This is a genomic window from Streptomyces sp. NPDC104381 (assembly GCF_055583745.1).
In genome coordinates, this window is record NZ_JBVJNK010000004.1 from 784,434 (window position 1) to 798,160 (window position 13,727).

At 71.2% G+C, this 13,727-nt stretch carries 13 protein-coding genes; 6 read left to right on the forward strand and 7 right to left on the reverse strand.

What is annotated here, in order from left to right:
* Positions 1 to 115 precede the first annotated feature (115 nt).
* The 3 genes from ACZ607_RS17345 to ACZ607_RS17355 all read left to right on the forward strand — a co-directional run bounded on the left by ACZ607_RS17345 (position 116) and on the right by ACZ607_RS17355 (position 3,478).
* Positions 116 to 1,555, forward strand: coding sequence for a gamma-aminobutyraldehyde dehydrogenase (locus tag ACZ607_RS17345; RefSeq protein WP_469735503.1), 1,440 nt, complete (start codon positions 116 to 118; stop codon positions 1,553 to 1,555).
* 189 nt (positions 1,556 to 1,744) lie between these two features.
* A complete protein-coding gene (locus ACZ607_RS17350; protein ID WP_469735504.1) occupies positions 1,745 to 2,908 on the forward strand; it encodes a polyamine ABC transporter substrate-binding protein in 1,164 nt (387 codons plus the stop codon).
* Positions 2,909 to 2,971: 63 nt separating this feature from the next.
* Positions 2,972 to 3,478 carry a hypothetical protein gene (locus ACZ607_RS17355; RefSeq protein ID WP_469735505.1) on the forward strand — a complete coding sequence of 169 codons (507 nt, stop codon included), beginning with the start codon at positions 2,972 to 2,974 and terminating at the stop codon, positions 3,476 to 3,478.
* Between the two features lie 3 nt (positions 3,479 to 3,481).
* On the opposite strand, the gene ACZ607_RS17360 is transcribed toward ACZ607_RS17355, so the two are convergent.
* The 6 genes from ACZ607_RS17360 to ACZ607_RS17385 all read right to left on the reverse strand — a co-directional run bounded on the left by ACZ607_RS17360 (position 3,482) and on the right by ACZ607_RS17385 (position 9,294).
* Complete coding sequence (locus ACZ607_RS17360) at positions 3,482 to 4,687, reverse strand: serine hydrolase domain-containing protein (protein WP_469735506.1); 1,206 nt, start codon at positions 4,685 to 4,687, stop codon at positions 3,482 to 3,484.
* A gap of 74 nt (positions 4,688 to 4,761) precedes the next feature.
* Positions 4,762 to 5,493, reverse strand: a complete 732-nt coding sequence (locus tag ACZ607_RS17365) for a response regulator (protein ID WP_469735507.1) — start codon at positions 5,491 to 5,493, stop codon at positions 4,762 to 4,764.
* Positions 5,490 to 6,674 (reverse strand): sensor histidine kinase, encoded by a 1,185-nt coding sequence (locus ACZ607_RS17370; protein ID WP_469735508.1) that lies wholly within the window; start codon positions 6,672 to 6,674, stop codon positions 5,490 to 5,492. The genes ACZ607_RS17365 and ACZ607_RS17370 overlap by 4 nt, the downstream gene beginning before the upstream one ends.
* Positions 6,674 to 7,480: an SAM-dependent methyltransferase gene (locus tag ACZ607_RS17375; RefSeq protein ID WP_469735509.1), complete on the reverse strand. Its 807-nt coding sequence runs from the start codon at positions 7,478 to 7,480 to the stop codon at positions 6,674 to 6,676. The genes ACZ607_RS17370 and ACZ607_RS17375 overlap by 1 nt, the downstream gene beginning before the upstream one ends.
* Positions 7,481 to 7,531: 51 nt before the next feature.
* Positions 7,532 to 8,236: a glycerophosphodiester phosphodiesterase gene (locus ACZ607_RS17380; RefSeq protein ID WP_469735510.1), complete on the reverse strand. Its 705-nt coding sequence runs from the start codon at positions 8,234 to 8,236 to the stop codon at positions 7,532 to 7,534.
* Positions 8,237 to 8,259: 23 nt separating this feature from the next.
* Entirely contained in the window at positions 8,260 to 9,294 is a 1,035-nt protein-coding gene (locus ACZ607_RS17385) for an adenosine deaminase (RefSeq protein ID WP_469735511.1), read from the reverse strand.
* Positions 9,295 to 9,413: 119 nt separating this feature from the next.
* Between ACZ607_RS17385 and ACZ607_RS17390 the strand changes: the two genes are divergently transcribed.
* Positions 9,414 to 10,088 carry a DUF4190 domain-containing protein gene (locus ACZ607_RS17390; protein ID WP_469735512.1) on the forward strand — a complete coding sequence of 225 codons (675 nt, stop codon included), beginning with the start codon at positions 9,414 to 9,416 and terminating at the stop codon, positions 10,086 to 10,088.
* A 65-nt stretch (positions 10,089 to 10,153) separates the two neighbouring features.
* Here the strand turns inward: ACZ607_RS17390 and ACZ607_RS17395 are convergent, their stop codons facing one another.
* Positions 10,154 to 10,693, reverse strand: a complete 540-nt coding sequence (locus tag ACZ607_RS17395) for an NADAR family protein (RefSeq protein WP_469735600.1) — start codon at positions 10,691 to 10,693, stop codon at positions 10,154 to 10,156.
* 218 nt (positions 10,694 to 10,911) lie between these two features.
* Here ACZ607_RS17395 and ACZ607_RS17400 point away from each other — a divergent pair, with 218 nt between their 5' ends.
* On the forward strand, positions 10,912 to 12,426 hold the full coding sequence (locus ACZ607_RS17400; RefSeq protein WP_469735513.1) for a gamma-aminobutyraldehyde dehydrogenase: 1,515 nt from the start codon (positions 10,912 to 10,914) through the stop codon (positions 12,424 to 12,426).
* Between the two features lie 41 nt (positions 12,427 to 12,467).
* Positions 12,468 to 13,715: a polyamine ABC transporter substrate-binding protein gene (locus ACZ607_RS17405; protein ID WP_469735514.1), complete on the forward strand. Its 1,248-nt coding sequence runs from the start codon at positions 12,468 to 12,470 to the stop codon at positions 13,713 to 13,715.
* The last annotated feature ends 12 nt before the right edge of the window (positions 13,716 to 13,727 follow it).

Genomic DNA, 13,727 nt, shown 5'->3' on the forward strand with positions numbered 1-13,727 from the left:
GGGAGCCCGTATCTCACTGAATCCGAAGTTCACGGCGGGTGGGTATGTCGAAAGCGTCACCCAACGGTCTAGTCTGGAAGTCTCACCCATCGGACAGCCGACAGGAGGGGTGGTTGTGACCACCGAGGTGCGCCGTCTGCGCAACTACATCAACGGAGAGTTCCGGGACGCCGCGGACGGGCGGACCATCGATGTGGTCAACCCGGTGACGGAAGAGGTCTACGCGACCTCGCCGCTCTCCGGAGGGGCCGACGTCGATGCCGCCATGGAGGCCGCGGCCGCGGCCTTCCCGGCCTGGCGTGACGTGACGCCCGCCGAGCGCCAGAAGGCCCTGCTGAAGATCGCGGACGCCTTCGAGGAGCGGGCTGAGGACCTGATCGCCGCCGAATCGGAGAACACCGGCAAGCCGCTCGGGCTGACCCGGAGCGAAGAGATCCCGCCGATGGTGGACCAGATCCGCTTCTTCGCGGGCGCCGCCCGGCTGCTCGAGGGCCGTTCGGCCGGCGAGTACATGGAGGGCCTCACCTCCATCGTGCGGCGCGAGCCGGTGGGCGTCTGCGCCCAGGTCGCGCCGTGGAACTACCCGATGATGATGGCCGTGTGGAAGTTCGCCCCGGCGCTCGCCGCGGGCAACACCGTCGTCATCAAGCCGTCCGACACCACGCCGGCGTCGACGGTCCTGATGGCCGAGATCATCGGCCAGATCCTGCCCAAGGGCGTCTTCAACGTCCTGTGCGGCGACCGGGACACCGGTCGCGCCATGGTCGAGCACCCGGTCCCGGCGATGGCCTCCATCACCGGCTCGGTACGGGCCGGCATGCAGGTCGCCGAGTCCGCGGCCAAGGACGTCAAGCGCGTCCACCTGGAGCTCGGCGGCAAGGCGCCCGTCGTGGTCTTCGAGGACGCCGACATCGCCAAGACGGTCTCGGGCGTCTCCGAGGCGGGCTTCTTCAACGCGGGCCAGGACTGTACGGCCGCCACCCGCGTCCTGGTCCACGAGTCGATCCACGACGAGTTCGTCACCGCGCTCGCCAAGGCCGCCGCCGACACCAGGACCGGGCAGCCGGACGACGAGGACGTGGCGTACGGCCCGCTCAACAACGCCAACCAGCTGAAGCAGGTCAGCGGCTTCATCGAGCGCCTCCCCGCCCACGCCAAGGTCGAGGCGGGCGGCCACCGGGTCGGCGACAAGGGCTACTTCTACGCCCCGACCGTCGTCTCCGGTCTGAAGCAGGATGACGAGATCATCCAGCACGAGGTCTTCGGACCCGTCATCACCGTCCAGTCGTTCACCGACGAGGCCCAGGCCGTCGCGTACGCCAACGGCGTCGAGTACGCCCTGGCCTCCTCGGTCTGGACCCAGAACCACTCCCGCGCCATGCGCATGTCCAAGAACCTCGACTTCGGCTGCGTGTGGATCAACACCCACATCCCGCTCGTCGCCGAGATGCCGCACGGCGGGTTCAAGAAGTCCGGCTACGGCAAGGACCTCTCCGCGTACGGCTTCGAGGACTACACCCGGATCAAGCACGTCATGACGTCGCTGGACGACTGACCGGCGCGCAGGCGGGATCGCGGCCCCGGGCCCGCCCGGGGCCGTTCCGCGTTCCCGGGCGCCGTCCGCCCGTGTTCCGCCATGGACATGGTGTGCGGGCCCGGCCGCCCTCGCTGGACGGTTGGTCCATTGCCCGCCGTGGCGGCGGACGGCCATGCTGCGCGGGTGCGCTCGATTCCGGACCACCTCATGTCCCGTCGTTCCCTGCTGCGTGCCCTCGGCGCCGGATCGGCCGGTGCCGCGCTGGCCGGCTGCGGCGTGCCCGCCGCCTATGTGGAGCCCGGCGACCGCTCGGGCCCCGACCGCTCGGACAGCGACCGCTCGCTGCACTTCGCCAACTGGCCCCTCTACATCGACACGGACGACGAGGACGAGTCGAAGCGGCCCACTCTCGACGCGTTCTCCCGGCGGACCGGGATCTCCGTGACGTACACCGAGGAGATCAACGACAACGACGAGTTCTTCGGGAAGATCAGCCCGGCGCTGATGAACCATCAGCCGACGGGCCGGGACCTCGTGGTCATCAGCGACTGGATGGCCGCCCGGTTCGTACGGCTGGGCTGGGTGCAGGAGATGGACCGCTCGCGCCAGCCCCATGTCGCCGCGAACCTGGACCCCCAGCTGCGTTCCCCCGCGTTCGACGAGGGGCGGCTGTACAGCGTGCCCTGGCAGTCCGGGATCACCGGTATCGCGTACAACCGGGCGAAGCTGGGCCGGGAGATCCGGCACACGAGCGAGCTCTGGGCCGACGACCTGCGGGGCAGGGTGACCCTGCTGTCAGGGCTCGACGAGGCCTTCGCCCTGCTGATGCAGGGCAACGGCGCCGACATCACCCGCTGGACCGCCGACGACTTCCACGAGATGTGCGAGCAGGTGGCACGGCATGTGAGATCCCGTCATATCCGCCGCTTCACCGGCAACGACTACATCAAGGACCTGGCCAACGGTGATGTGCTCGCCTGCCAGGCCTACTCGGGGGACGTCATCCAGCTCCAGGCCGACAACCCGGGCATCGAGTTCGTGGTGCCCGAGGAAGGCGCCGAGCTCTGGTCCGAGTCGCTCATGATCCCCGACCTCGCGGACCACAAGCGCAACGCGGAGAAGCTCGTCGACCACTACTACGAGCCCGAGGTGGCGGCCGAACTGGCCACCTGGGTCAACTATGTCTGCCCGGTCCCCGCCGCCCGCGAGATCCTGGCCTCCTCCAAGGACGAGGAGACCGCCGCACTGGCCGAGGACCCCTTGATCTTCCCGGACGACGCGATGCGCCAACGCCTGGCCATCGCCCGGGACATCACCTCCGAGGAGCGCACCGGGTTCGCGAAGAAGTGGAACTCCATCGTCGGTCTCTGAGCGTCGGCCGGACGCCCGCACCCCACTTTTTGAACGCGTTCATGACCGGCGTACGCTGCGTCCATGAGCGAGCGAGCCCTGTTGCGGCGCATACGCGTGTGGTTGGTCGTCTTCATCGTCTGTCTGGTGCTCAGCGGGCTCACCGCCTTCCCGCTGGTCACCGAACTCCACTGGGCCGAGGCCCTGTTGACCTCCTCCGCCTCTCCCGTCCCCGAACACCTGCCGGCCCTGGCGGAGTGGATCACCCGGGTGCGGACCGGCCTCGACGAGGCCGATGCCTCCTATCCCTTCGTGCTGTACGGCACCGACTGGCTGGCCTTCGCACACCTCGTCATCGCGGTCGCCTTCTACGGTCCCTACCGCGACCCGGTCCGCAACATCTGGGTCATCGAGTTCGGCATGATCGCGTGCGCCGGGATCATCCCGCTCGCCCTGATCTGCGGGCCGATCCGCGACATCCCCTTCTGGTGGACGGTCATCGACATGTCCTTCGGTGTCTTCGGCGTCATCCCGCTGCTCGTCGTCCACCGCATGATCAAGCGCCTGGAGACGGCCGCCGTGCCGGCGTGAGGCTCAGCCGGCCGACGGGGCCCCGAAGGCGGCGACCACGACGGCCGTCGCCGTGGCGTTCATGTCCTGGCCCTTCGCGTCGGTGGAGTTGACGCTGTACACCAGCGTTCTGGAGAGATCACGGGTGGCCGCCACGAGCGAGTTGTAGCCCCAGCGGCCGCCCGACTTCCCCCAGACCTCACGCCCGCCCAGGGTCTGCACACTCAGCCCCGCGCTGAACTGGGCGGGCTTCCCCGTCCCGTACGTGCGCACCGAGGGGTCCGGCAGCGTGAACATCTCCTCCAGCAGGGGCCCGCGCACGACCTTGCCCGTGAAGAGCGCCCGGGTGAAGCGCTCCAGATCCGCCGTGGTGGAGACGATGTCCCCGGCGGCCCAGGTGTCGGTCACGCCCCACACGGTCACGTCCCGCAGCTCCTTGCCGCCGTCCGGGGCGGTGAAGACCTGGTAGCCGCGGTTGTGCGGTCCCCGGATGCCCGTCTCCGCGCCGGGGAACGACGTGGAGCGCAGGCCCAGCGGGCGCAGGATGCGCTCGCCCACCTGGTGCGCGTAGGTATCGCCCGTCACCTTCTCCACGAGCAGCCCCAGCAGGGTGTAGTTGATGTTGAGGTAGTGCTGGCTCCGGCCGGGGGTGAACTCAGGGGCCTGAGCCATGGCCGAGGCGGCCATCTCGCGCGGTGTGTGCAGGTCGAAGCGGTGGGCGTACACCTCCTCCAGGGTGGTGCCGGGCATCGGCGCCGCCGGTATCCCGCTGGTGTGGTCGAGCAACTGCCGGACGGTGACCGCTCCGTACGCCGCGGGGACCAGGTCCGGAAGGTAGTGCCTGGCCGTGCGGTCGAGCTCCAGCTTCCGCTCCCCGGCCAGCTGCAGGACCGTGGCGGCCGTGAACACCTTGGTCACCGATCCCGCCCGGAAGCGGGCCGACGGGTCGGCCGGACGCCTCGAGACCAGATCGTGCACGCCGGAGCTCCCGTGCCAGCTGCCGCCGGTGCCGCCGACCCGTACGAGCGCGGCGGTCGCGTCGTCGGAGGGCAGCCCGGAGATCGCCGCGCGCAGGGCGGCGGCGTCGGCGGCGGGGACCGGGCGGGTGCGTGCGTCGGTCGCGTGCGCCGGGGCCGCGGTGCCGTTCGCCAGGGCGGCCGGAGCGGCGGGGCCGGCGGCGATGCCCAGGACCAGGGCCGCGGCCAGGAGCGTGCGGGCGTGCGTGTTCATGGGATGCCTCCGGGAGGGATGAAGTCCGTAACCGCTCTACGGCTCCATCCTGTTGATCCGGAGGCCCGAACGGATCACCCGAGCGAGGGGTCGTGCGGGGGAGTCCGCCTCACCCGCGCGGGGGAGACGGCGGCGGTCCCTCCCCCGGGCGAGGGAGCGACCAGTCCCGTCTCGTACGCGCAGATGACGGCCTGGATACGGTCCCGGAGGCCCAGCTTGGACAGGACGTTGCCCACATGGGTCTTCACCGTGTGCTCGCTGACCACGAGGGCCGCGGCGATCTCCGCGTTGGACAGCCCCCGCGCCAGATGCAGAAGGATCTCCCGCTCCCGGGCGGTCAGCACGTCCAGCAGGGCCGGCTCCCGCGCGGGCCGGGTGGCCACGGGGCGTGAGGTGTACTCGGCGATGAGCCGGCGGGCCACCGAGGGCGCGACCAGGGAGTCCCCGGCGGCCACCACCCGTACCGCGTGCACCAGATCGTCCCGCCGCACGTCCTTCAGCAGGAATCCGCTCGCGCCCGCGTGGAGCGCCTCGTAGACGTACTCGTCCGAGTCGAAGGTGGTCAGCATCACCGTGCGGCAGTCGGTGCCGGCACCGATCGCCCGGCAGGCCTCGATGCCGTCCATGACAGGCATCCTGATGTCCAGCAGGGCCACATCGGGCCGCAGCGCGCGCACCGCGCGGAGAGCCTGCGCGCCGTCCGCCGCCTCGGCGAGGACCTCGATGTCCGGCTGCGCGTCCAGGATCATCGCGAAGCCGCTGCGCACCAGCTCCTGGTCGTCGGCCACCACCACACGGATCGTCAACTCCCCACCCCCTTACGGGAGATTACAAGGGGGAAGGTGGCGAGCACCTGGAATCCACGGCCACCGGGGCCCGCGCCGGCCGTGGCCCGCCCGCCGTGTGCGGCGGCCCGCTCCCTGATGCCGACCAGCCCCAGCCCGGTGGCGCCGACGGGCCCCCGGCCGTCGTCCGTCACGGTGACGGTCAGTTCATCGGGGGCGTGGGCCAGTTCGACCGTCACACGGCTCGCGCGAGCGTGTCTGACGACGTTCGTCAGCGCCTCCTGCACGATCCGGTAGACCGTGGCCCCGGTGTCCGCGGGGAGCGTCCGAGCGGCTCCGGTCACCGTGTACGTGACCTCGATGCCGCCGGACCGCACCCGTTCCAGCAGGGCCGGCAGCTCCGCCACCGAGGGCAGCGGAGCACGGGGCGACGGCACGTCCTGCGGGCCGTCCTCCCGCAGCACCCCCAGCATCCGGCGCAGCTGCACCATCGCGTCCCTGCCGGTCTCCGAGATCGCGTCGAAGGCCGCCTCCGCGCGGTCCGGCGCCGAGCGCACGGCCACCGGGCCGGCCTCCGCCTGCACGACCATCAGGCTCACCGCGTGGGAGAGGATGTCGTGCATCTCGCGGGCGATCCTGGCCCGTTCCCGCGCCGCCGCCCGCTCGGCCTCGATCCGGTGGGTCAGCTCCAGTTGGCGCGCCCGGTCCTCCACGGCCCGGACGTACGCCTTGCGGGTGTCGGTGAACCGCCCGAAGGCGTACGCGGCGGCGAACACGAAGAGCGAGAACAGCAGCTCCCTCGCCTCGCCCGTGTTCCACGCCACCGAGGGGAACACCGCCGCCGCCACCAGCACGGCGACCACCAGCCGCCGCCGGGCGGAGGACAGCTCGGCCACCGTGTAGAACGCCACCAGCCCGGTGTACGGCAGCGGCTGTCCCGGACCGTCCACGGTGAACCTGTAGAGCGCGCCCGCCGCGAGCACCGCCAGCAGTACGGCCACCGGTGCCCGACGGCGGGCCACCAGCGGCAGCACGGTCAGGGTCGTCAGCCCGTACGCCGTCCAGGTGGCCGGCGGCAGACCGGCCGAGCGGGGCACCACGAACGGCATGGTCACCGCGGCCTGCACCAGCAGCGCCACGCCGATGTCGGCGGCCAGCGCCGTGCGCGGGAACCCTCGCGTCCCGGGCCAGGATCCGGGCATCAGGGCTTCCGGCCCACAGCTCCGAACTGGGCGACCTCGGGGATCCGCCCCGCGGCGCCCGCCCGCCAGCGTGAACAGGAGACGATGCCCGGCTCCAGGAGGTCCAGCCCGTCCAGGAACGACGCGAACTCGGCACGGCTGCGGGCGGTGATCGGCGGGGTGGCGTTCTCGTTCCAGAAGCGCATCGCCGCCTCGTTGCCCTCGCCGCCCAGCTCCAGCGTGGGATGGGTGAGCACCAGATGGCTGCCGGGCGGCAGGGCGTCCATCAGCGTGGTCACGATGCCCCGCGCCTCGCCCGTGTCCAGCACGAAGTTCAGGATGCCCAGCATCATCACCGCGACCGGGCGCCGGAGGTCGAGGGTGTGCCCGGCGGCGCGCAGGATCCGCTCCGGGTCCCGGGCGTCCGCGTCGATGTACTCGGTGGCGCCCTCGGGCGAACTGCTGAGCAGGGAGCGTGCGTGCGCCAGGACGATCGGGTCGTTGTCGACGTAGACGACGCGTGCGTCGGGCGCGGTGTGCTGGGCCACCTCGTGGGTGTTGTCCACGGTCGGCAACCCGGTGCCTATGTCCAGGAACTGGCCGACCCCCGCGTCACCGGCCAGATGCCGCACCACCCGCCCCAGGAACGCCCGGTCGGCGCGGGCCACCTCGCCGATGCTCGGATACAGGCCGGTCACCCGGTCGCCCACCTGCCGGTCCACGGGGTAGTTGTCGCGGCCGCCCAGCCAGTGGTTCCACACCCGGGCGTTGTGGGCGATGTCGGCACGGACACGGGAGGGCACGGTGCGGGGGCCGGGCTCGGTCACATCTGCTCCAGGGATCACGGGCGGTACGGACCGCCCATGATGCCGGACCGATCAAGAGGGGCCAGGGGAAGGGGAGTTCGCCAACTGGTGCCGTAGGGCGTCGATCCGGTTGGTGGTGATCGAGTCGGCGCCGTACGCGATCAGCCGTCGCATGGTGCGCCGGGTGTCCGCCGTCCAGGTGGAGACCAGCAGCCCGTCGGAGTGGACGCGGTCGGCCAGTTCGCGGCTGAGCAGCCCGAAGCGGTAGTTCAGCCAGCGCGGCCGCACCGCGTCGAGCAGGACGGGGCGGGGAGGGGCGAGCGTGGTCCAGGTCAGCGCGATCTCGGCGGACGGATCGGCCGCGCGCACCTTCAGCATCGCGTGGGAGTCCGCGCAGTAGTACACGCGCTCCTGCGCCCCGCACTCCCGCACCACCCCGACGGTCTCCCGTACGGACGTGCCGGTCGCGCCGGGCAGGTCGATCATGACCCGGCGGCCGCCGGCGGCGGACAGCGCCTCACGCAGGGTGGGCACACCGCCGCCGGTCCTCTCCCGCAACTCCTGGTGGTCCAGCCGGTCGAGGCGGACGTCATGGCCCCACAGCCGCTCCAGCGTGGAGTCGTGGAGCAGCACGGGCACCCTGTCCCGGGTGAGGCGGACGTCGATCTCGACGGCGTCCGCCCCCCGTTCCACGGCGGAGCGGATCGAGGGGAGCGTGTTCTCGCGGGCACGGTAGGGATCGCCGCGGTGCGCCACGGCGGTGACAGTGGTGGTCATGGGGCCATTGTGTCCGCCCGGGTTCACCGGCCGGGGGCCTCCAGCCAGTTCGTCGTGTACGTGTCGATCTCGGCGGCCAGCGTCCGCTTGCCGGCCGGGTCCAGGAAGGAGGCCTCCACGGCGTTCTTCGCCAGATCGGCTACTCCGCGCTCGTCCAGGCCGAGCAGCCGGGCCGCCACCCCGTACTCGTTGTTGAGGTCGGTGCCGAACATGGGCGGGTCGTCGCTGTTGACCGTGACGAGCACGCCGGCCTCGACCATCTCCTTCATCGGGTGCTGGTCGAGGTCCGCTACCGCCCGGGTGGCGATGTTGGACGTGGGGCAGACCTCCAGGGCGATGCGGTGCTCGGCGAGGTGGGCCAGCAGCTCCGGATCCTGGGTGGAGCTGGTGCCGTGGCCGATGCGCTCGGCGCGCAGCGCGGTGAGCGCGTCCCAGACGGTCCCCGGGCCCGTGGTCTCCCCGGCGTGCGGGACGGAGTGCAGGCCCGCGGCGATCGCCCGGTCGAAGTAGGGCTTGAACTGCGGACGGTCCACCCCGATCTCGGGCCCGCCCAGGCCGAAGGAGACGAGCCCCTCGGGACGCAGGTCGACGGCGAGCCGGGTCGTCTCCTCGGCGGCCTCCAGGCCGGCCTCGCCCGGGATGTCGAAGCACCAGCGCAGGACGGTGCCCAGCTCGGCCTCGGCCGCCTTGCGGGCGTCCTCGATGGCCTCCATGAAGCCCTGCTCCGGGATCCCCCGGCGGGTCGAGCTGAACGGGGTCACGGTCAGCTCCGCGTACCGGATGTTCTGCCGGGCCATGTCCCGGGCGACCTCGAAGGTCAGCAGCCGGACGTCCTCAGGGGTGCGGATCAGGTCCACCACCGAGAGATAGACGTCGATGAAGTGCCCGAAGTCGGTGAAGGTGAAGAAGTCCGACAGCGCCTCCGGATCCGTGGGGACCTTGGAGTCGGGGTGGTGGGCCGCCAGCTCGGCCACGATGCGCGGGGAGGCCGAACCGACGTGGTGGACGTGGAGCTCTGCCTTGGGCAGCCCCGCGATGAAGGGGTGCAGATCGTTCATCGGATACTCCCGGATCTCTGGTGTCAGGCCGGGTGCACCGGCTGCACCGATCATCGTAGGCGGGGCCCTGCGGCCCGGAGCCGGGCCGTAGCATGGCGGGACCACGATGGGGGAGGCCCATGTCAGACAACACACAGCAGCCCGGGGACGAGGGCGCGCGGCGCGACCCCTGGGCTCCGCCGGACAGCAGGGTCGAGCTGGGCAAGCAGCAGCCCGCGGACGCGGTTCCGCCCGCCGTGCACGACCAGCCCACGGTCACCGCGATGCCGGGCGCCGACCCGTCCACCGGGCCCATACCGAGCCAGGCCGGATCCTTCGGACCGCAGCAGCCCCCCGTGCCCGCACCGCCGGTCGGGCCGAACGGTCCCGGGGAGCCCGGCCAGTACGGCTACCCGGCCGCTCCGGCCGCGCCCTCGGCGGCGTACGGCTACCCGGGATACCCCGGTTACGGCGGCCAGCCGGGCTGGGGCCCCGCGCCCTCCAACGGGCTGGGTATCGCGGCGATGGTCCTCGGCATCATCGCCGTGGTCGGCTTCTGCATGTGGGGACTGGGCATCGTCCTCGGCATCCTGGCCCTGATCTTCGGCATCATCGGCCGCGGCCGCGCCAAGCGGGGCGAGGCGACCAACGGCGGCATGGCGCTCGCCGGGATCATCCTGGGCTCGGTCTCGATCGTCATCAGCGCGATCTTCCTCGGATTCCTGATCTGGGCCGTCGCCAACGACGAGTCGGGCAGCACCTACGACTACGACGACCCCTACTCCTCGTCGCTGGTCGTCGGCGCCTCCCGCTGACCCCTCGGTGACCGGCCGCCCGTGGCCGGGACGGGGGCACGCGCTCCCGGCCCGGCCACGCGCCGTCACCCCGTGCGCAGGCGCGTGCGCGCCTCCATGAGCGCGAAGCCCAGCAGATTCAGCCCACGCCAGGACGCGGGGTCCGCGGTCCGCGGATCGTCCTTGGCGAGTCCGATGCCCCATATCCGGTCCAGCGGGCTGGCCTCGACGAGCACACGCTCCCCGGTGCCCAGCAAGTACGCACGCAGCGCCGGGTCCTGGCCGAACTTGTGCACGCTGCCCTCGACGACCAGGCCGAACCGCTCCCGCGTCCATACGGCGTCGTCGAAGCCCCTGACGAGCCGGCCCACCTTCTTCGCCGCTGCCGGAGTGCGCGCCGCCACCGCCCCGGCCTCCGCCTCCGCGTCCCCGAAGAGCCGCGCCTTGCCGGCCATCATCCAGTGCTCGGCCGAGGCGTAGGTCACCGCGCCGACCGTGAACGGCGCCGGCCACCACTGACTGAGGCAGCTCTCCCCGAGCCTGCCGTCCGGCCGGGGCCGATGTCCCCAGAACGGCAGGTACTTCACGTGCTCCCCGCGTGCCGCGCGCGCCAGGAGGGCGTCCATGTGTTGCTGTCCCATGGCAGCCGAGTCTGGCATCCGCCACTGACAGCCGGTACAGGGATTTCCGTACGCACGAGACACATCGTCGACAGATTCCGTCGCGTAACCAAAAGGAAACAACGGAATCACTTGTTGGCGGAGGTCCCCTCTGTCAGGATCGGCACTCAATTCGACAAGAAGCTACGCCGCCCCTGGTCACGGGGGCAGCGGAGGAGAACGTCATGGGCAACGGTTTCCAGGCGCAGGACCGCTTCGCCGCGGGCGCGCAGTACATCGGCGGCCGGCTGCGCCCCGGCACATCGGGACGCCACCAGGACGTGGTGGACCCCGCGACGGGTGCCACGGTCCTGCGCTACGAGCTCGCGGGGCCCGACGACGTCGACGCCGCCGTGGCCGCCGCCCGCGAGGCGTTCCCCGGCTGGTCCGGGCGTTCCCCGGCCGAACGCTCCGAGGCGCTGCACCGCTTCGCCGCCGTACTCGCCGATCAGGCCGACGACCTCGCGTACGCCGAATCCCTCCAGTGCGGCAAGCCGCTCAAGCTCTCCACCGAGTTCGACGTCCCCGGTACGGTCGACAACGCCTCGTTCTTCGCCGGGGCGGCCCGCCACCTCGAAGGGAAGGCCGCCGCCGAGTACAGCGGCGACCACACCTCCTGCGTACGCCGCGAGGCGCTCGGCGTCATCGGCTCGATCGCGCCCTGGAACTACCCGCTCCAGATGGCCGCCTGGAAGATCCTCCCGGCGATCGCGGCGGGCAACACCATCGTGCTGAAGCCGGCCGAGATCACGCCGCTGACCTCCCTGATGTTCGCGCAGGCCGCCACCGAGGCCGGCATCCCCGACGGCGTGATCAACATCGTCTCCGGCGCCGGACGGGACGCCGGCGAGCACCTCGTGAGCCACCCGGACGTCGTGATGACCTCCTTCACCGGCTCCACCGCCGTCGGCAAGCGGGTCGCCGCGCTCGCCACGGCCACCGTCAAGCGCCTGCACCTGGAACTCGGCGGCAAGGCGCCCTTCCTCGTGTTCGACGACGCCGATCTCGACGCCGCGGTCCACGGAGCGGTCGCCGGAGCCCTCATCAACACCGGTCAGGACTGCACGGCCGCCACCCGCGCCTACGTCCAGCGCCCCCTGTACGACGCGTTCGTGAGCGGGGTCGCCGCCCTGATGGAGAGCGTGCGGCTCGGCGCCCCGTTCGCCGCATCCACGGACCTGGGGCCGCTGATCAGCCATCAGCAGCGCGACCGCGTCGCCGGATTCGTCGACCGCGCCCGCGCCTACGCCACCGTCGTCACCGGCGGTGAGGCCCCCGGCGGCGAACTCGCCGACGGTGCCTACTACCGGCCGACCCTCATCACGGACGCCGCCCAGGACAGCGAGATCGTCAGCGCGGAGATCTTCGGCCCCGTCCTGGTGGTCCTGCCCTTCGACACCGACGACGAGGGCATCCGCCTCGCCAACGACACCCCGTACGGACTGGCCGCCTCCGCCTGGAGCACCGGGCTGTACCGGGCCAACCGCGCCACCCGGGAGCTCAGGGCGGGCTGCGTGTGGATCAACGACCACATCCCGATCATCAGCGAGATGCCGCACGGCGGATACCGGGCCAGCGGCTTCGGCAAGGACATGTCGTCGTACTCCTTCGAGGAGTACACGCAGGTCAAGCACGTCATGTACGACAACACCGCGGTGGCCAGGAAGGACTGGCACCGCACCGTCTTCGGGGACCGATAGCAGCGGCCGGCGGCCCCACCCACCCGGAAGGGCATACGCGTATGGAGCAGTACGAGCCCGAACCTCTCTCCGCACCACAGCTGGCCGCCCTGCGGCGCAGCCTCAGGGACGGCAGGGGCGCCCTCACCCGCCGTTCGCTTCTCCGGGCGTCGGGCACGGGAGCCCTCGCGCTCGGCGGCCTCGGGGTGCTGAGCGCGTGCGGCATCCCGCCGGCCGCGCGGGCGGGGGAGGCCTCGGCCTCCGACGACCACTCGGCGGCGGAGAAGGAGGTCGACTTCTCCAACTGGACCGAGTACATGGACGTCAGCGAGGACGAGAAGAGCCGTCCGACCCTGGACGACTTCACGCGACGCACCGGAATCAAGGTCAAGTACACCGAGGACATCAACGACAACGTCGAGTTCTTCGGGAAGATCAAGCCGCAGCTCGCCGCCGGCCAGGACACCGGCCGCGACCTCATCATCGTCACGGACTGGCTGGCGGCCCGGATCATCCGGCTCGGCTGGGCGCAGAAGCTCGACCACGCGAACCTCCCGCACGCCTTCGCCAACCTCTCCGCACAGTTCCGCAGGCCCGACTGGGACCCGGGACGCGCCTACTCCTATCCGTGGACCGGCATCCCGACCGTCATCGCCTACAACGAGAAGGCGACCGGCGGCCGGAAGGTCGACTCCGTCACCCAGCTGCTCGACGATCCCAAGCTCAAGGGCAAGGTCTCCTTCCTCTCCGAGATGCGCGACTCGGTCGGCATGACGCTCCTCGACATGGGCAAGGACCCCGGATCCTTCACCGACGCCGACTTCGACACGGCGATCGGGCGGATGCAGAAGGGCGTCGACACCAAGCAGATACGCCGCTTCACCGGCAACGACTACACCGCTGACCTGAGCAAGGGCGACATCGCGGCCTGTGTGGCCTGGGCGGGCGACATCATCCAGCTCCAGGCCGACAACCCGGCGATCAAGTTCTCGATCCCGGCCGCCGGCTACATCACGTCGAGCGACAACATGCTGATCCCGGCGGGGGCACGGCACAAGACGAACGCCGAGAAGCTCATGGACCACTACTACGAGCCCCCGGTGGCGGCCCGCCTCGCCGCCTACATCAACTACGTCTGCCCGGTGGACGGGGTCGCCGGTGAACTCGCCAAGATCGACGCGTCGATGGCATCCAACACGCTGATCCTCCCCGACAAGGCGATGGCCGCGAAGTCGCGGGCCTTCCGCTCCCTCAGCCCCGACGAGGAGACGGCGTACGAGGAGAAGTTCGCCAAGCTCATCGGCGCCTGAACGGCCCGTCCC